Consider the following 18,422-nt stretch of genomic DNA (forward strand, 5'->3'; position numbering starts at 1 on the left):
TGCTGCGCCGACGGTCCGCGCTCAATCGCCTTCGACCGCCTTCATCGCCGCCTTGGTGATCGACTGCCGCACCGATTGATATTCATCCCAGGGATCGCCGCGAAGCGCCTTGAGCCGTTTCGGCAGATTTTCCACGGTGTAGGCATTCGCCGCTTTCACCGAGGAGAGCTCGTCCCAGGAGACCGGGGTCGCCACCGGCGCCCCGTCGCGCGAGCGCGTGGAGAAGGGTGCGATCGCCGTCGAGCCACGCTCATTGCGGAGATAATCGAGAAAAATCCGCCCCTTGCGCTTCGCCTTCGACATCGTCGCCACGTATTTCTCCGGCGCCTCCTCGGCGAGTCTCATTGCAAAGCCGCGCGCGAACGCCTTCACCTCGGGCCATTCGGCGCGCCGGGTCAACGGCACGATGACATGCACGCCCTTGCCGCCGGAAAGCATCGGAAAACTCTGAAGGCCGAGATCGGCGAGCCGGTCGCGGAGGTCGAAAGAGGCGCTCTTCACGTCGCCAAAATCGAGCCCTTCATCGGGATCGAGATCGAAGACGATGCGCTCCGGCTTCTCGATCTGATCGATGCGCGAACCCCAGATGTGGAATTCCATCACCCCCATCTGCACCCCGGCGACGATGCCCGCGAGATCGTCGACATAGAAATACTGCTCCTTGTCGCCCGAACCTTCGGTGATTTCCACGCGCTTCATCTCGTCGGGAAAACCGCCGGAATCGTGCTTCTGGAAAAAACACTTCTTGGCGCGCCCCTGCGGACAGCGCACGAGGCTGAGCGGGCGCTCGGCGAGATAAGGCAGCATCCATTCGCCGATCGCCGCGTAATATTCCGCAAGGTCGCGCTTCGAGAGGCCCTGGCTCGGGAAGACGACACGATCGGGCGAGGTCAGGCGCACGCCAGCGATGCGCATGTCGTCGCCGTCGTCCGCAGCACTTGCGGCGCCCGCAGACGACGCTCCGCCCGAGCCCCGCTTCCCGGACCCTTGCTTCCCCGGCTTTTGCTTCGACTTCGACGAGGTTTCGGCGTCTGTCGCCGCAACAGGTTTTTCGAGGCTCACTTTGCTGGCCTCCTTGTCCTCGCGCAGTCCCAGGAAAGAGGGATGCCGCAGAATGTTGTCGCCGGTGAATTCGGTGAAGGCGATCTCGGCGACGAGCTCAGGCTTCACCCAATGGGCGCCGCGCGCTGCCGCCTTCGGCACATCGGCAAAGGGCGGCGTCTTGCGCTCGATCGCTTTCAGCCGCCTCGACAAGGCGTCGAGATCGTTCTCATCGAACCCCGTTCCGACACGCCCGTTGTAACGAAGCTTGCCGTCCTCGAAGGTGCCGAGAAGGAGAGACGAAAAGCCGGTGCGCCTTTCCGACGGCGACCAGCCGCCGATGACGAATTCCTGCCGCTTCGTGCATTTGATCTTGAGCCAGGCCTTGGTGCGCCGCGAGCGGTAGGGCGCATCCGCCTTCTTCGAGACGATGCCCTCATGCCCGCCGGCACAGAGCGCCGACAGCACCTTCTCGCCTTCGCCGCGCACATGTTCGGAAAACTGCACGACGGAATCCTTGGGCAACGGCTTCAGGAGCTCTTTGAGCCGCGTCTTGCGCTCGCTCAGTTCTTCGCCGGTCACGTCCTCACCGTCGATCTGGAGAAGATCGAAGGCGAAAAAGGCGAGATCGCCCCCCTCGCCGATCGCCCGCTGCAGGGAGGAGAAATCGGTCCGTCCCTTGTCGTCGAAAGCGACGAGCTCGCCGTCGACGAGCGCCGACCGTCCGGCGAGAGGCGCAAAGGCCTTGGCGAGCTTGGGAAATTTCGCCGTCCACTCCTGGCCGCTGCGGGTGAAGAATTTCGGGCCTCCTTCACCGAGCGCCACGATCAGACGGTAGCCGTCATATTTCATTTCGTGGACCCAGCCGGCACCCGACGGCACGGCATCGACGAGGGTTGCAAGCTGCGGCGAGCGGAAGGCCGGCAGCGCGGCCTTGGCGTCTTTCGTCCCTGCGCTCTTCTTGGCAGCCGCCTTGCCCTTGGAGCCGGTTTCGCCCTTGGCAGTCTCACTGCCTTTCTCGGGCTCCGATTCCCATACGGGCGAATCCGCGCCCTCCGCGATCGCCTGCATGCTGCGGCCGGTCGCAACGCTGGTCTCGTGGTTTTTCAGAAGGGGATCGCTCTCGTCGGCCGTCTCGTCGCGCTCCTTGATGAGGAGCCAGTTATCACGCTTCTCCTTCGGTCGCCCGCGCATTTTGACGAGCGCCCAGCCGCCCTTCATCCGCTCGCCGTTGAGACGGAAATGCAGCTTGCCCTCTTTCAAGCCCTCATGCGGATCATGGAGCGGCTCCCAGGTGCCGCGATCCCACAGCATCACCGTGCCGCCGCCATACTGGCCTTTGGGGATCGTGCCTTCGAAGCCGCCGTAATCGAGGGGATGATCTTCGACATGCACGGCCAGGCGTTTTTCGCCCGGATCGAGGCTCAGGCCCTTGGTCACCGCCCAGCTCTTCAGAACGCCGTCGAGCTCGAGACGGAAATCGTAATGCAGGCGGGTGGCATCATGCTTCTGGACGACGAAGCTCGCCCCCTTGGCCTTGCCGCGTTTGCCCTTCGGCTCCTGCGTTTTGGCGAAGTCGCGCTTGGTACGATAGGTCTTGAGAAGATCTGCCGTCGCCATCAACTCTCCTTAAGCCGATTTCCGCTGGCGGCCGGATGAGCTGGAGGACTTCGCCCGGGACGAAGATTTGCCTGTGCCGGCCTTGCCGCTCCGCGACTTCGCCGAGGACGAAGCCTTCGCAGCGGGCTTTCGGCCGCTCTTGCCACCTTCCCCGCTCTTCTCCAGGCTCTCTTTCAGCGCCGCCATCAGATCGATGACATTGTCGCCGCCGCGTTTCGGCGCCTCGTCATCGTCGCTTTCGACGACCTTGGGCCGCTTCTTCTTGAGCTTTGAGTCGATCACGTCGCGCAGCGCCTTCACGTAATGATCCTTGAAAACGGCCGCATCGAAAGGCGCGGTCTTGCGCTCGATCAGCTCCGAGGCGACGCCCAGAAGATCCTCGTCCGCCTCCTCCTCGCCGATCCCGGAGAAGAAGGAATCCGATTTGCGGATCTCGTCTTCGTAATGCAGCGTCTCCAGGAGAAGGCCCGTCCCGCAGGGCTTGATGGCGACGAGGTATTCCTTACCGCGAAGCGCGAGCTGCCCGAGCCCGACCTTCTCCGACTGGCGCAGCGCATCGCGCACCACGCGAAAAGCGTCTTCGGCAAGATCGTCCTGCGGCACCATGAAATACGGCTTGTCGAAATAAAGCGGGTCGATCTCGCAGGAACCGACGAATTGCGTGAGCTCGAGCGTCTTCTTGGTCTCGAGCTTGACCTCGTCGATCTCGTCTTCCGACAGGAGGACGTAATTCCCCTTCTCGTATTCGAAGCCTTTCAGGATTTCATCTGTATCCACCGGCCCGACACCCGGAACCACTTTCTGGTATTTCACGGGCTTGCCCGAAGGCTCGTGAATTTGACGAAAGGAGATCTTGGAAGACGTCTTCGTCGCCGAGTAGAGTTCGACCGGGATGGAAACGAGAGAGAGGCGCAGCTGACCTTTCCAGACAGGACGGGCGGCGGGCATATCGGACTCAACTAACTGATAAGACTCACGGACTTTATTCAACGCCGTGCCCGCAGGCGTTGTTCCACTGCGCATGCCCGCCCTGCGGCCACGGGAATTGGCCTGGAAAACCGCGCCTCCCGCAGCATTTTCACGTGCAACGAAGAAATCGCAGGAGAAGAAGCATGTTGAAAGGCAAGACCGCCGTCGTCACCGGATCGAATTCCGGGATCGGTCTCGGCGTCGCCAGGGCGCTCGCCGCCGAAGGCGTCAATGTCGTGATCAATTCCTTCACGGATCGCCCCGAAGACCACGAGCTCGCCGAGAAGATCGCCTCCGAATACGGCGTGACGGCGAAATACGTGAAAGCCGACATGTCGGTCGATGCGGAATGCCGCAGCCTCATCGAAGAGGCGGCCAAGATCGGGCCGGTTCAGATCCTCGTCAACAATGCGGGTATCCAGCACGTGGCGAAGGTCGAAGACTTTCCGGCAGAGAAATGGCACCAGATCATTGCCATCAATCTCTCCTCCGCCTTCTTCACCACGGCGGCCGCCGTGCCCGGCATGAAGAAAGCCGGCTGGGGGCGGATCATCAACATCGCCTCCGCCCACGGCCTCACCGCCTCGCCCTATAAGAGCGCCTATGTCTCCGCCAAGCACGGCGTCGTCGGCCTCACGAAGACGGTGGCGCTGGAGCTTGCCGAGACGCCGATCACCTGCAACGCCATCTGCCCGGGCTATGTGAAGACGCCGCTGGTGGAGGGGCAGATCGAAGATCAGATGAAGACCCACAACATGGACCGCGAGACGGTGATCCGCGAAGTCATGCTGGAGCGCCAGCCGACGAAGCAATTCGTCAAGATCGAGGATATCGGCGCCATGGCCGTCTTCCTGTGCTCCGATGCCGCGGCCCAGATCACCGGAACGCCCTTGTCAATCGACGGCGGCTGGACGGCTTTATAAGCGGAGGGAACAGAAGCCGGCCGGGGGGCCTTCTGGGAAGATGGACACGCTCACAATCGCCGAGACGCACCTCTCGATCGTCATCGCCGACATCACCACGCTTAACGTGGATGCGATCGTCAACGCCGCCAACCAGTCGCTTCTGGGCGGCGGCGGGGTCGACGGAGCGATCCATCGCGCGGCCGGCCCGCAGCTCCTCGAAGAATGCCGCAAGCTCGGCGGCTGTCCGACGGGCGAGGCGCGCCTGACGGACGGCTACGATCTGCCGGCCCGCCATGTCATCCATGCCGTCGGCCCGCGCTTTAAAGGCGGCGGGCATGGCGAGGCGGAGCTTCTCGCCTCCGCCTACAAGCGCTCGCTCGACATCGCGGCCGAGAACGGCCTGAAATCCATCGCCTTCCCGGCGATTTCGACCGGCATCTACGGCTTTCCCTCAGATCGCGCGGCGACGATCGCAACCGCCACCTGCGTCGGTTATTCGGAAGGCCATCCGGGCGCGCTGTCGGAAATCATCTTCTGCTGTTTTTCCGAAGAATCGGCAGAGCAGCATCGGCGCGCCCTCGCCGAAATCGGCCAGGAGGCGGAAATCGCCGAAGAAGAGGCCCGGGCAGGACACCCGGGCCGATAATCAAACAGCCTATTCGGCCGCCTCGTAGCGGATCAGAAGGTCCTTGGCGTCGACGGCATCGCCAGCCTTGACGATGATCGCTTCGATCGTGCCGTCGCGGTCGGCATGGATCGCCGTTTCCATCTTCATCGCCTCGATCGACAAGAGCACGTCGCCCGCCGTCACCTTCTCGCCGGCCTTGACCGCGATCTGCGAGATGACGCCCGGCATCGGTGCGCCCACCTGATCGGCATTGCCCGCTTCCGCCTTCGGACGCCGCGCCGCATCGGCCGCGCCATGCGCCCGGTCCGGCACGCGCACGAAGCGCGGCTGGCCGTTGAGCTCGAAGAAGACGCGCACCTGCCCCTCTTCGTCGGGCTCGCCGACCACCTGACAGCGGATCACGAGCGTCTTGCCACGCTCGATCTCGACCATCACCTCGTCGCCGGCTTCAAGGCCGTAGAAATAGACGGGCGTCGGCAGAACCTCCGTCGGCCCATAATCCTCCTGCGCCCTGGCGAAGTCGGTGAAGACCTTCGGATACATGAGATAGGAGGCGAGCTCCTCGTCGGAGATCTCGTGATCGGCCGCTTCCGTAGCCTTCGCACGCTCCACCTCCAGATCCGCCGGTTCCATCAAGGAGCCCGGCCGCACGGTGATCGGCGTGTCGTTCTTCAGAACCTTTTTCTGGATCGCTTCCGGCCAGCCTCCGGGCGGCTGACCCAGCTCGCCGCGCATCATTTTGACGACGGAATCCGGGAAGGCGATCTCACGGCTCGGATCGACGACGTCGTCGACGGAGAGATCCTGGCTCACCATCATCAGCGCCATATCGCCGACGACCTTCGAGGACGGTGTCACCTTGACGATGTCGCCGAACATCAAGTTCACGTCGTGATAGGTGTGCGCCACCCGGTGCCAGCGCGATTCAAGCCCGAGGGACCGCGCCTGCTCCTTGAGATTGGTGAACTGCCCGCCCGGCATCTCGTGGAGATAGACCTCGGAAGCCGGCGCCTTGAGATCGCTTTCGAAGGCCGCATACTGGTAGCGCACGGCCTCCCAGTAGAACGCGATCTTGCGGATCGCATCGCGCGTCAGGCCCGTGGCCCGCTCGCCCGAGGCGAGCGCTTCCACGATCGAGCCGAGTGCCGGCTGCGAGGTGAGGCCGGCGACGGAATCCATCGCCGCATCGACGATATCGACGCCTTCCTCGACCGCCGCGAGCACCGAGGCAGCCGAAATGCCCGACGTGTCATGCGTGTGGAAATGCAACGGCAGATCGGTCGCCTCGCGCAGCGCCTTGAACAGCGCCTTCGCCGCGGCGGGACGTAAGACCCCCGCCATGTCCTTGACGGCGATCATATGCGCGCCGGCTTTCTCCAGCTGCCTGGCGAGATCGACGTAATAGGCGAGATTGTATTTGGAGCGGTCCGGATCGAAGAGGTCGCCGGTGTAGCAGATCGTGCCTTCGCAGATCTTGCCGCTCTCGATGACGGCATCCATCGACACCCGCATGTTCTCGACCCAGTTGAGGCAGTCGAAGACGCGGAACACGTCGACGCCCGCCTCGGCCGCCTTGGCGACGAAGAAGCGGACGACGTTGTCGGGATAATTGGTGTAGCCGACGCCGTTGGAGCCTCGAAGCAGCATCTGCATCAAGATGCCCGGCGCCCCGGCGCGGATGCGTTTCAGCCGTTCCCACGGATCTTCCGTCAAAAAGCGCATCGCGACATCGAAGGTCGCCCCGCCCCAGCATTCGAGCGAGAAGAGCTCCGGCAGCGCCGCCTGATAGGCCGGCGCGATCGCCGCGATGTCATGCGTGCGCATGCGCGTGGCAAGCAGCGACTGATGCCCGTCGCGCATGGTCGTATCGGTGACGAGCGTCCGCTTCTGTGCACGCACCCAGCGCGCCAGCCCCTCCGGCCCGTCGCGGTCGAGGAGCTGGCGAGTGCCGACGAAATCCTCCGGCATCGCCTTCGCCTCGAACAAAGGCGGCACGGGCGGCGGCACATCGGCCGGCGGGCGCGGCCTGTTGCGTGTCTCCGGATGTCCGTTCACCGAGACGTCGGCGATATAATTCAACAGCTTGGTGCCGCGGTCGCGGCGCCGCACCGTATCGAAGAGCTCCGGCGTCTCGTCGATGAAGCGGGTGGTGTAGCTGTTATCCTGGAAAGACGGATGCGTGATGATGTTTTCCAGGAAGGTGAGGTTGGTCGCCACCCCGCGGATGCGGAATTCGCGCAGCGCCCGGTGCATCCGCTTCAAGGCGTCTTCCGCCGTCGGCGCCCAGGCCGTCACCTTCTCCAGAAGCGGATCGTAATAGCGGGTGATCACCGCGCCGGAATAGGCCGTGCCGCCGTCGAGGCGGATGCCGAAGCCGGTGGCGCCGCGATAGGCGGTGATACGCCCGTAATCCGGGATGAAATTCTCTTCCGGATCTTCCGTCGTGATGCGGCATTGCAGGGCATGGCCGTTGAGGAAGATCTTCTCCTGCGCTGGCACGCCCGACGCCGGATCGCCGATCCTCTCGCCCTCGATGAGCTTGATCTGCGCCTTGACGATATCGATGCCCGTCACCTCTTCGGTGACCGTGTGCTCCACCTGAACGCGCGGATTGACCTCGATGAAGTGGAACTCACCCGTCGCGGAATCCTGCAGGAATTCAACGGTCCCCGCACACACATAATCGGCGGCCTTGGCGAGCTTCAGCGCATAGCCGCACAATTCCTCACGCTTTTCGGCGCTGAGATAAGGGGCCGGCGCGCGCTCCACGACCTTCTGGTGGCGCCGCTGCACGGAACAGTCGCGCTCGAACAGATGCACCTGGTTGCCGTGCCGATCGCCGAGAACCTGCACCTCGACATGGCGCGCATGCTCGACGAGCTTTTCCAGATAGACCTCGTCCTTGCCGAAGGCGGCCTTGGCCTCGCGCTTCGCCTGCCGCACGGTCTCCACGAGTTCCTTCTCGTTGGCGATGACGCGCATGCCGCGTCCGCCGCCGCCCCAGGAGGCCTTGAGCATGACCGGGTAGCCGATCTCGCTCGCGACTTCTTTCCAGCGGCTTTCGTCGTCCGGCAGCGGCTCGCTCGCCGGCATCACCGGCACGCCCGCCTCGACCGCGAGATTGCGCGCCGCAACCTTGTTGCCGAGCCGGCGCATCGTCTCCGGCGACGGGCCGATGAAAGTGATGCCCGCCTCGCGGCAGGCTTCGGCAAATTCCGGGCTTTCCGACAAAAAGCCGTAGCCCGGATGGATGGCGTCCGCACCGCTCGCCTTGGCGACGCGCAGAATCTCGTCGATCGACAGATACGCCTCGATCGGACCCATCTGGTTCGGCAGATGCGATCCAGAGCCGATCAGATACGCCTCGTCGGCCTTGAAGCGATGCAGGGCGAGCTTGTCTTCCTCGGCGAAGACGGCAACCGTCTTCAGCCCCAGCTCGTTGGCCGCGCGAAAAACGCGGATTGCAATTTCGGAACGATTGGCAACGAGGAGCTTAGAAACTTTCCGCAAGGCCACCCTCTCTCTGCAAGAACGCACTTTCTTACCGGCCGGTTTTCGGCGACGCAAATGAAGAGGCCCCCGGCTTGCGCCGGAGGCCTCTCTTTCAACTCAGCTGCGCGCGATCAGTAGCCCGCCGGGCACTCCGCGGTGTAGCGACGACCATAACGGTCGCGGTAGTAGCAATAGCCGGGGCGGCTCGCCACCGAGCCGATGATGGCGCCGGAAGCGGCACCGATCGCGCCACCGACCACGGCGCCTCCAACCGATTTCGTCGCAAGCCCGCCGATCGCTGCGCCACCGACGCCGCCGATGGCAGCACCGGTCGCTGCGTTCTTGTCCGTCTGCGTACAGGCGGTGATGCTGAGGGCAGCAACAGCAGCAATGGCAATGGCTTTAATTTTCATGCGTCCATCCTCTCCGTGTCCGGGTGCGGTCAACCGTTCTCACAACACGGGCACCCATGCCAAGGTTCCAAAAATTTCATCATCCATGCCGGAGGTTTAGGCGCGACATCGCACTCGCGGGCAAAATCTCAGGACACCGAGCCGAAGAGGAGTGCCAGCGGCGCGCGGCGGAAAAGCTCCGAAGCCGCGATCCGGTCGCCCGCGATATCGCCACCGCCGAGAAGATCGGCGAACCGGGCCGCCCCGCCGGGCAGCGACACGAACGTGTCGGCAAAGGCGTCGGCGCGCAAAGTGAGCCCGTCGTCCCGCTCGAGCAGCGAAAGCGGCAATCGCGGCACGATCACGACGAGGGTCTCGCCCTCCACGCGGCGCGCATAGGCGGTGATCTGCGCCGCCATCGGACCTTCGACGGCAAGCGGTTCGTAACTGCCCTCGAGGAAGAGCCCCCGGTGCTCGCCGCGCAGGCGAAGCAGACGCTGCACGAGCCATGCCTTCGGCACCGCCTCGCGCCATCGGGAGAGCGCATCCGGAAAACTCATCTCGCCGAATTCGTCGAGCCCGAATTCATCGAGCCCGAATTCGTCGAGCAACGCCCGGCGCCTGTCGAACTCGACAGGGCGGCGGTTGTCGGGATCGACGAAGGAGAGATCCCAAAGCTCCGTGCCCTGATAGACATCCGGCACGCCGGGCGCCGTCAACTTGATCACCGTCTGAACCAGCGAATTGACCGCACCGGCCGCAAAGAGCGGAGCGCTCACCTTGAGGAAATCCTGGCGATAGGCGGCAAAATCGTTGGAGAGCGCCGAACGCACGAAGTTGGAGAGCTTTTCCTCATAGGCCGTATTGGCGGCCGTCCAGCTCGTCCGCTCCTTCGCCTCGCGCACGGCCTTCAGCATGAAGGCTTCCAGCCGCTCGACGAGATCGCGCATGCCGTCATGATCGTCCGGCTGAAGCTCCAGCGGCCAGCCTCCCAGAAGCGCCTGGTGGAACAGCCAGACGACATTCGGCTCCGGCGCCGGCCCGTCGTCGATCTCCGCCACGAGCGGCAGGAGGATCGCGTTCCAGCGCTTCACCGCGTCCGCCCACTCCTCCGCCATTTCGCTGATGGTGGAGATCCGGGCACGCGCATCCTCGCCGCGTTTGGTGTCATGCGTCGCGGTCGTCGACAGCGCCTGCGGCTGCGTTTCGAGCCGCTCCTGCATCGCGGGGTGAAAGCTCGCCTGCGGGCCGGGCTCCGGCTCGCCGCCCACCTCGTTGAGCGCGATCAGCCGATTGAAGCGGTAGAAGACCGTGTCCTCCAGCGCCTTCGCCATCATCGGACCGGTCGTTTGCTGGAAGCGGCGGGCGAGATAAAGCGCGCTTGCGATCGTCTCGTGATCGGAGAGGTTTTCCAGAAGCAGAAGACCGACCAGGAAGTCGACGACCCCCGGATCCTCCACGAAGGGCGAGAGCTTCGCCTCCTCGCCGGCTTTTCGCAGGAGCTTGCGATCCTGCTCGGATGCGCCGGACAGGTCGACATAGCTGCGATAGACGGGGAAGGATGTCGCGATCTCGATCAACGCACGACGCAGCGAATCCGGCCCGTAATCGCGCGTCAGGGGATCGTTCTCGCCGATTTCGCGGGCGCGTTCGACGAGATAGGCGAGCTCGCCCGCGAGATTGTAAGTGAGGATGCGGCGCTTGGTTTCGCGCACGATCTCCGAAAACGGCCGCGTTTCGCCCGTCTCCTCGCGCCACGCCGCGTCGAGGCGGGAAAGCCCCTCCGTGTCGACCTGCAGCGCCGTCAAGGCGTGGGCGAATTCGTAGCCGGTCGTCCCCGCCGTCCGCCAGGTTTCCGGCAGCCTTTCGTCGGGGCCGAGGATCTTCTCGACCACGACATAGGGCGCGTTCTCGATCTCCGCGAGCTGCGCGAGATAGGCCTTGGGGTCCGCAAGCCCGTCGATATGATCGATCCTGAGACCGGCCACGTCGCCTCTCTCCGCGAGCTCTTTGACGAGCGCATGCGTCGCCTCGAAGACCGAGGGACGGTCGACCTGCACGCCGACGAGATCGGTAATCTCGAAGAACCGCCGATAGGTCAAAGTCTCCCGCGCCATGCGCCAATGCGCGAGCCGCCAGTTCTGCGCCTCGTGCAGATCGTGCAGCGCCTCCCGATCTGCCGCGATCTCGCCAACCGCTCTTTCGATCTTGGCGAGCGCCTCGGGATCTTCGGCGAGCGTCGCAAGCCGCTCCTGGAGAAGCCCCGCCCCATCGGCCGAACCCGTGGCGAAAGTCAGCGACAGCTCCTGAAAATCCGGCTCGTCGATCTCGCCCAGAATCCGGCCATAGGTATTCGGCGCCAGCGGCAGCGCGATGTCGTAATAGGTGAAGCGGAAGCGGCCTTCATCCTTGTCGAAACGCAGCCCGAATTCCCCGTCTTCGAGAACCTTGCCATAGGGCGCACCGAGCGCCGGAATAAGCAGCTTCGCCGCCGACCAGTCGATGTCGAAATAGCCGGCATACTGGCTCTCCTCGCCCCATTCGAGCACGTCCGCCCAATAGGGATTGGCCGTCGACGCGCCCATATGGTTGGGCACGATGTCGAGGAGAAGCTTGAGGCCGTTTGCCTTGAGAGCGTCAGCGAGGCGGGCAAACCCCTCCGCGCCGCCGAGCGCCGGATCGAGCTCGGCGAAATCGGCGACGTCATAGCCATGGGTCGAACCCGGCACCGCCGTGAAGATCGGCGAGGCATAGAGGTGGCTGATGCCGAGGCGCTTCAGATAGGGCGCGAGCCCTGCCGCTTTGTCGAAATCCATCCCCTCGCGAAACTGCAGGCGATAGGTGGCCGTCGGCACCGCCTCGAGCGGCGGACCTGCCTCACGCATGAGACGTCTCCATGAAGAAGGCGACGGCGAGCGCCGGCACGAGCCCGTCGGCGATTTCCGCGTCGACCCCCGGGCCGGAGACAAAGATCGGAGCCGACGGCTTGAAGCTGTCGGTGGAAACGGGCGTATCGCCAAGATTGGCGAGAAGTGTCAGATGAGCCCCGTCGCCCATCGTCCAGGTGACGCGGAAGCCGTGGTCCCCGAGACGTTCTGTCTCGGCGTTCATCGCCCGCATGCCGGCAAGGCGCGGCACGATCTCGCGATGGCGCAGATGCAGGAGCTCGCGGGTGAAGGCGAGATGTTCATGCCCTTCGCCACGCGCCGCACCCGACCAGTCGAGGCATGAGCGCTCGAACGTCTTCACGTCGTTCGGATCAGCGATCGCGGCCCGGCGCGCGGGATCGCGAAAGCTCTCCCAGGCGGTGAATTCGCGGCGTCGGCCTTCGCGCACGAGATCGGCGAGCTCGCCATGAAAATCGGTGAAGAACAGGAAGGGCTGCGTTTCGGCATATTCCTCGCCCATGAAGAGGAGCGGCAATTGCGGCTGCAGGAGGTGGATGGCCGTCAGAAGCCTGAGCATCTCTTCGTCGGCGAGCACGGCGAGCCGTTCGCCGTCGGCGCGATTGCCCACCTGATCGTGGTTCTGCAGGAAGGTGACGAAGGCCGTCGGCGGCTGGCCGGCGCTCGCAACGCCGCGCGACCCGCCCCAATGCTCGGACACCTCGCCCTGATAGGCAAAACCCTCGCCCAGGATCCGCATCAGATGGCCGACGGGATCATCGGCGTAATCCTTGTAATAGCCTTCATGCTCGGCCGTTGCCGCGCAATGCGCGGCGTGATGGAAATCGTCGTTCCACTCCGCCGTGAAGTAGCGTGGCGCGCCGTCCGCGTCGCGCTCGTGCAGAGAGACGATGTTGCGCTCGTCCTCCGTCGTCAGATGGATATGGCGGTCGGGCCATTTTTCGCGGATGCGGGAGGAAAGTTCTGGCAGGAGCGTCTCGGCGCCCGGCCCCTTGATCTGGTCGATCGCATCGAAACGCATGCCGTCGAGCCGGAACTCTTCCAGCCAGTAGAGCGCATTGTCGATGAAGAAGGAGCGCACGGCCGCGTCATCGTAATGGATGCCCGCGCCCCAGGGCGTGTGCCGCTCCGGATCGAAGAAGGACGGGGCATACATGTGGAGATAATTCCCGTCCGGCCCGAAGTGATTGTAGACGACGTCGAGGATGACCATCAGATTTCGCTGATGCGCGGCATCGACGAGCGCTTTCAGCCCTTCCGGCCCGCCATAGGCGCTGTGCGGCGCATAGAGCAGCACGCCGTCATAGCCCCAGCCGCGATTGCCGGAAAACTGCGCCACCGGCAGAAGCTCGATCGCGGTGACGCCGAGATCTTCCAGATAATCGAGCCGTTCCTCGACCCCCGCAAAGGTCCCGGCCGGGCTGAACGTGCCGACATGCAATTCGTAGGTGACGAGCTCTTCGACCGGGCGCCCGCGCCAGCCGGCGCTCTGCCAGCGATAGGCCTTCGGATCGACGAGCCGGCTCGGACCATGCACATCGCCCGCCTGCGCTCTTGCGGCCGGATCTGGGACGGCAAAACCGTCTTCCAGCACGAACTGATAATCCTGCCCCGCCTCGGCTTCCGGAACAGTGAGCTCGAACCAGCCGCGATCGGCCTTGTTCATCGTCAGATCCTGGCCTGCAAGGCGCAGCGTCAGCGCGTTCTGAGCGGGAGCCCACAGGCGGAAACGGGCGCCGCCTTCCGGGCGCATGAATGCGCCCCATGTCGTTTCAAATAAGAAGCTCTGGGTCACGTAAGATATCAGTCGATAAGGTGTTGCGGGTGCAGTGGCCGGTCAACGCTCGGGCGATCCCAGCGTTCCGAGCCTCACGCCGGCATCGCCGTTTCGACGAGACGCGCCAGATAGCTCGCGCCGTAAGGTGCTGCACTGTCGTTGAAATCATAGGCCGGGTGGTGAAGGCCGGCGGAATCGCCATTGCCGAGAAAGATGAAGGCGCCGGGCCTTGCTTCCAGCATATAGGAGAAATCCTCCCCCGCCATCAGCGGCGGCGTCTCTTCGGTGACCGCCCCCTCCCCGACGATTTCGCGCGCGACGGCAGCCGCCTTGTGCGTCTGCTCCTGGTGATTGACCGTCACCGGGTAATGCCGCTGGTAATCGAGGCGGGCGCGTGCCCCGAAAGCCTGCCCGATCGTCGGCACGAGCTCGTTCATGCGCCGCTCGACCAGATCGCGGATGGCCGGATCGAGCGTGCGCACCGTGCCCTTCAAGGTCCCGCGCTGCGGGATGACGTTGAACGTGTCGCCGGCGTGAAAGGTCGTCACGGAGACGACGGCACTCTTCAAAGGATCGACATTGCGCGAGGCGACCGATTGCAGCGCATTGACGATCTGCGAGCCGACGAGAACGGGATCGACCCCGGCATGCGGCTTGGCGGCATGGGATCCCTTGCCCTCGATCTGGATGACGAAATTGTCGGTCGCCGCCATCAGCGGGCCCGGGCGGATGCCGAACTGGCCGACGGGAATGCCCGGCATATTGTGGAGACCGTAGATCTCGCTGATGGCAAAACGCTCCATCAACCCGTCTTCGATCATGGCGCGCGCCCCCGCACCGCCTTCCTCGGCCGGCTGGAAGACGATCACCGCGCGACCGGCGAAATTGCGCGTTTCGGCGAGATAGCGCGCCGCACCAAGCAGCATCGCCATATGCCCGTCATGGCCGCAGGCATGCATCTTTCCGGGCGTTTCGGAGCGCCATGGCTTGCCGCTCTCCTCCTCGATCGGCAGCGCGTCCATGTCGGCACGAAGGCCGATGCCGCGATCGCCGTCTCCGCGACCCCGGATGATGCCGACGACACCGCTTCGCCCGATGCCTTCCACCACCTCGTCACAACCGAAAGCGCGCAGTCTGTCCGCCACCACTTTGGCCGTGCGCGGCACCTCGTAGAGGAGTTCCGGGTTGCGGTGAAAATCGCGCCGCCATTGCGTGATCTCGTCGGCGGCTTCGGCAAGCGAGTTGATGACGGGCATGAGGCGGCTCTCTCGTGAAAGAGCCGATGCTAGCGCCTGTGCCGCACCTGGCAAGCATAGAGAAATTGCCAGGCTTCGCGTTGGCGCTCAGGCGACCGCTTCGGCCGCCCGGCCGCGACGGTCGAGCCGGATTGTCCATAGGAGCAGCGCAAAAGTCATCGCCGCGCCGATCGCCGTCGCGACCGGCAGGCCCGGCCACAGCACGACGACACCGGCGACACCTGCAAGAAGTCTGAGCGGCCAGGCGAGCGGCGCCTCCATATAGCCTTCGAAGGCGGCTCCAACGGCATAGGAGCCGATCACCGCCTGCGCGAAGACGAGAAGCACCTCCGGCACACTGCCGTGCAGGAACGGCGTATAGGCGAAGAGGATCGGCACGATGTAGAGCCCCTTGGCGAGTTTCCAGGCCGTCATCCCCGTCGCCATATGCGGCGTGCGGGCGATCGCCGCGGCCGCAAAGGCGGTAAGGCAGACCGGCGGCGTGACGTTGGAATCCTGCGACAGCCAGAAGATGATCATATGGGCCGAAAGAAGCGCTGCCGTGATCAGGGCCGGATCGAGTGCCTGGCCGTGGACGAGGCGCAAGACCTCGGCGGGGGCCGCGGCGATGAAGGCGTTCGCCGCCTCGCGGCTCATCGGCGCGGCAAGCTTCGTCATCGCCTCGGGATCGGCGAGCAGGAAGGGCCCGCGCGCCGCCTCGGGCAAGGTACCGGACGTCAGAAGGTCGACGAGGTAGCCGTTCTCGATCATGCCCTGAAGGGCGGGCGCGGAAAGCGTCGCGAGCACGATATAGGCGGCCGTCACCGGCAGCCCCATGCCGAGCACCAGCGAGGCGAGCGCAATCAAGAGGAGTGCGATCAGGAGATTGCCGCCCGCCCACTCGGCGATCATCAACGAAAAGGTGTTGCCGATGCCGGTCATGGCGATGACGTTGACGATGAGCCCGACGGCGATGAGAAGCACCGCCGTCATGATCATGTTCTGCGCCCCGAGCGCCAAGGCGTCCAGGATCGCCTTCGGCCCCATGCGGTTCTTGGTGAGCCAGGAGGCGGCAACGACGGAGAGGATCGCCCAGCCGGCGGCATAGACCGGGGTGAAACCGTAGATCAGAAGCGAGATCAGGGTGGCGACGGGGATCAGAAAGGCCGGGCCGCCCGCCTTCAAGACCTCCCAGGCGCTGCGGCTTTCATCGTCGACGCCGACGATGTGGTGCTTCTTCGCCTCGATCCGGACGAAGAAGGCGACGGTGAGGAAATAGGCGATCGCTGGCAGCGCCGCGACGGCGACGATGTCGAGATAGGGGATCTGGGTGTTCGACGCCATGACGAAGGCGCCCGCTCCCATGATCGGCGGCATCAGCTGCCCGCCGGTCGAAGCCGCAGCCTCCACGCCGGCGGCGAATCGCGGCGGAAAGCCCGATTTCTTCATGAGCGGAATGGTGATGACGCCGGTCGAGACCGTATTGGCGACGGCCGAACCCGAAATCGTGCCCGTCAGGCCCGACGCGAAGACGGCGACGAAGCCGGGGCCGCCGACGAGGCGGCCGGCGAGCGCCCGGGCAAGGTCGATGATGAAATCACCCGCTCCGGAGCGCACCAGAAACGCCCCGAAGAGGATGAACATGAAGACGAAGCTCGCCGAGATCAGGCCGATCGTCCCGAACATGCCCTCATCGGCGAAGATCGAGCGGAAGAGAACCGTCTCGGTGGAGAGGCCGGCGAAACGGAAGACGCCGGGCGCATAGGCCCCGAGAAACGAGACATAGGAGAGCGCCAGGATGATGAGGACCGGGATGATCGGCCCCGTCGTGCGCCGCGTCAGCTCGATCGCGCCGAGAATGACGAGAATTCCGGCCACCCAATGCTCGGGCGAAAGACGCACCCCCTGCGCATAGATCGCCGTCTCCGAGCCGATGATGAAGAGCGTCGCGCCGGCGATGACGGCGCCGGTGATGGCGTCGAGCCAGAGTGGCGCCACGAAACGGCCGAGCTTCATCGGATAGCGCAGGCAGGCGAGAAAGGCGAAACCGGCAAAATGAATGCCGACGAGCCACAAGGTCGACACGCGCCCGTCGATGTTCGCCCAGATGTGGAAGAGCGAGATCGCAATGCCGCAGGCGGCGAAAACCCGGGCTGGCCAGGAGACGAGGCTCCTGACATGCGTTTCGACTTCGCCGTCGACATCCTTCTGAGGCGCGGCCTGCTCAGACGCGTCTTGCGCCTCGCTCATCGTCCGATCCCTGCAGCTGGAAAACTTTCGCGGAGAGTGAAAGACGCTGTCCCAGCCGAGCGGACCGCATGCCAGCGCACGCGGCCCGTGACCAGGCCTGAAGCGGCGTTTCGCACGCGCCTTTTATTCGGCCGAAACCTTGAGACGGTCCGGGATCGTGATCCCCTGCTCTTCGTAATAGCGCGCCGCGCCCGGATGCAGCGGCAGCGGCAGACCGGCGATCGCCGCTTCGAGCTTCATGTTCTTCGTCGCCGGATGAATGCCCTGCAGGAACGGCAGGTTCTCGTAGATCGTCTTCGTCATCTTGTAGATGGTCTCTTCCGGCACATCGTCGCGCACGGCGAGGAAGTTCGGCTGGGCGATCGTGTTGATCTCCTTCTCCTGCCCCGGATAGGTCCCGGCCGGGATCGTGAAGCGTGTCCACAATTCATCGAAATCGCCGTTCGCCTCCTGCATCTCCTCATCGGTGAAATCGAGGACGGTGATGTCGTTGCCCATATTGGCGAAGGCCTGGCTGATCGCACCGACCGGCGGGCCCGCCGGCGTCGAGATCAGCACCACCTGACCGTTCTGCAGGGCTTCCGCCGCCGGGCCGTAACCGGAATAGGCCAGGGTGAAATCCTGATCGATGTCGTAGCCGAGATTGCCGAGGATGGTGCGGTTGGAGCCGAGCGTGCCGGAATTCTGCGCGCCGAGATTGATCGACTTGCCCTTGGCGTTCGCGACATCGGCGATCGTGCCGGTGTCCGCGAGGTCGGATTTCAGGACGAAGTGCTCCACATTCGGCCACAGCATGGTGACGGAGCGGAGGTTCTCCTGCGGCCCTTCATTTTCCAACGGGCCGGAGCCCTTCTTCGCATAAGCGCCATAAAGGCCTTGCAGGATGGCGAACTGAACCTCGTTGTCGCGCATCAGCTTGATGTTCTCGGCCGAGCCCGCGGAGTTGATCGCCGACAGGCCGATCTTCTCAGTCGGCTGCAGCTTGACCTTGATGAGCGTGGCAAGAGCAACACCCACCGGATAATAAGTTCCTCCCGTTGAAGCGGTCGCCAGAAGGTAATTCTGTTCTTCCTGGGCTCGCCCCGAAGAAGGCCAGGCAATCGCGCCAACGAGAGCAAGGCTCGTCGCAGCCATGACAAAGGAGCGTAAAACTTTGCGCTGGAATAGCATTCTGTTCCTCCCACCATTGCAGTCTTATTGTTTTGGA

Annotated in this window: 11 protein-coding genes; 2 read left to right on the forward strand and 9 right to left on the reverse strand. The window is 64.2% G+C overall.

Features of this window, described 5'->3' with window-relative positions; translation table 11 throughout:
- Positions 1-21: 21 nt before the first annotated feature.
- Together ligD and L0F51_RS11355 are read right to left on the reverse strand one after the other, a co-directional pair.
- Positions 22-2,664, reverse strand: coding sequence for a DNA ligase D (gene ligD / locus L0F51_RS11350; RefSeq protein WP_370642351.1), 2,643 nt, complete (start codon positions 2,662-2,664; stop codon positions 22-24).
- A gap of 6 nt (positions 2,665-2,670) precedes the next feature.
- Positions 2,671-3,609, reverse strand: coding sequence for a Ku protein (locus L0F51_RS11355; protein ID WP_234629230.1), 939 nt, complete (start codon positions 3,607-3,609; stop codon positions 2,671-2,673).
- Between the two features lie 164 nt (positions 3,610-3,773).
- Here L0F51_RS11355 and L0F51_RS11360 point away from each other — a divergent pair, with 164 nt between their 5' ends.
- A complete protein-coding gene (locus tag L0F51_RS11360; RefSeq protein WP_234629231.1) occupies positions 3,774-4,553 on the forward strand; it encodes a 3-hydroxybutyrate dehydrogenase in 780 nt (259 codons plus the stop codon).
- A gap of 40 nt (positions 4,554-4,593) precedes the next feature.
- On the forward strand, positions 4,594-5,181 hold the full coding sequence (locus L0F51_RS11365) for an O-acetyl-ADP-ribose deacetylase (RefSeq protein ID WP_234629232.1): 588 nt from the start codon (positions 4,594-4,596) through the stop codon (positions 5,179-5,181).
- 9 nt (positions 5,182-5,190) lie between these two features.
- Here the strand turns inward: L0F51_RS11365 and pyc are convergent, their stop codons facing one another.
- The 7 genes from pyc to L0F51_RS11400 form a co-directional block, all read right to left on the reverse strand.
- Positions 5,191-8,673 carry a pyruvate carboxylase gene (pyc, locus tag L0F51_RS11370; protein ID WP_255701310.1) on the reverse strand — a complete coding sequence of 1,161 codons (3,483 nt, stop codon included), beginning with the start codon at positions 8,671-8,673 and terminating at the stop codon, positions 5,191-5,193.
- 113 nt (positions 8,674-8,786) lie between these two features.
- Positions 8,787-9,062 (reverse strand): glycine zipper domain-containing protein, encoded by a 276-nt coding sequence (locus tag L0F51_RS11375; protein WP_370642387.1) that lies wholly within the window; start codon positions 9,060-9,062, stop codon positions 8,787-8,789.
- Positions 9,063-9,196: 134 nt separating this feature from the next.
- The gene (gene treY, locus L0F51_RS11380; protein WP_234629234.1) at positions 9,197-11,932 is read right to left on the reverse strand and encodes a malto-oligosyltrehalose synthase; all 2,736 of its coding nucleotides are present in this window, start codon (positions 11,930-11,932) and stop codon (positions 9,197-9,199) included.
- On the reverse strand, positions 11,925-13,706 hold the full coding sequence (treZ, locus tag L0F51_RS11385; protein ID WP_234629235.1) for a malto-oligosyltrehalose trehalohydrolase: 1,782 nt from the start codon (positions 13,704-13,706) through the stop codon (positions 11,925-11,927). Before treZ ends, treY begins: the two co-directional genes overlap by 8 nt.
- Before the next feature lie 116 nt (positions 13,707-13,822).
- On the reverse strand, positions 13,823-14,986 hold the full coding sequence (locus tag L0F51_RS11390; RefSeq protein WP_234629236.1) for a M20 aminoacylase family protein: 1,164 nt from the start codon (positions 14,984-14,986) through the stop codon (positions 13,823-13,825).
- An 87-nt stretch (positions 14,987-15,073) separates the two neighbouring features.
- Positions 15,074-17,215, reverse strand: coding sequence for a TRAP transporter fused permease subunit (locus L0F51_RS11395; RefSeq protein ID WP_234629237.1), 2,142 nt, complete (start codon positions 17,213-17,215; stop codon positions 15,074-15,076).
- A gap of 123 nt (positions 17,216-17,338) precedes the next feature.
- Positions 17,339-18,385: a TAXI family TRAP transporter solute-binding subunit gene (locus L0F51_RS11400; RefSeq protein WP_370642352.1), complete on the reverse strand. Its 1,047-nt coding sequence runs from the start codon at positions 18,383-18,385 to the stop codon at positions 17,339-17,341.
- Positions 18,386-18,422 lie beyond the last annotated feature (37 nt).

Origin of the sequence: Afifella sp. H1R, assembly GCF_021462425.1 — a bacterium.
GTDB lineage: Bacteria > Pseudomonadota > Alphaproteobacteria > Rhizobiales > Afifellaceae > Afifella > Afifella aestuarii.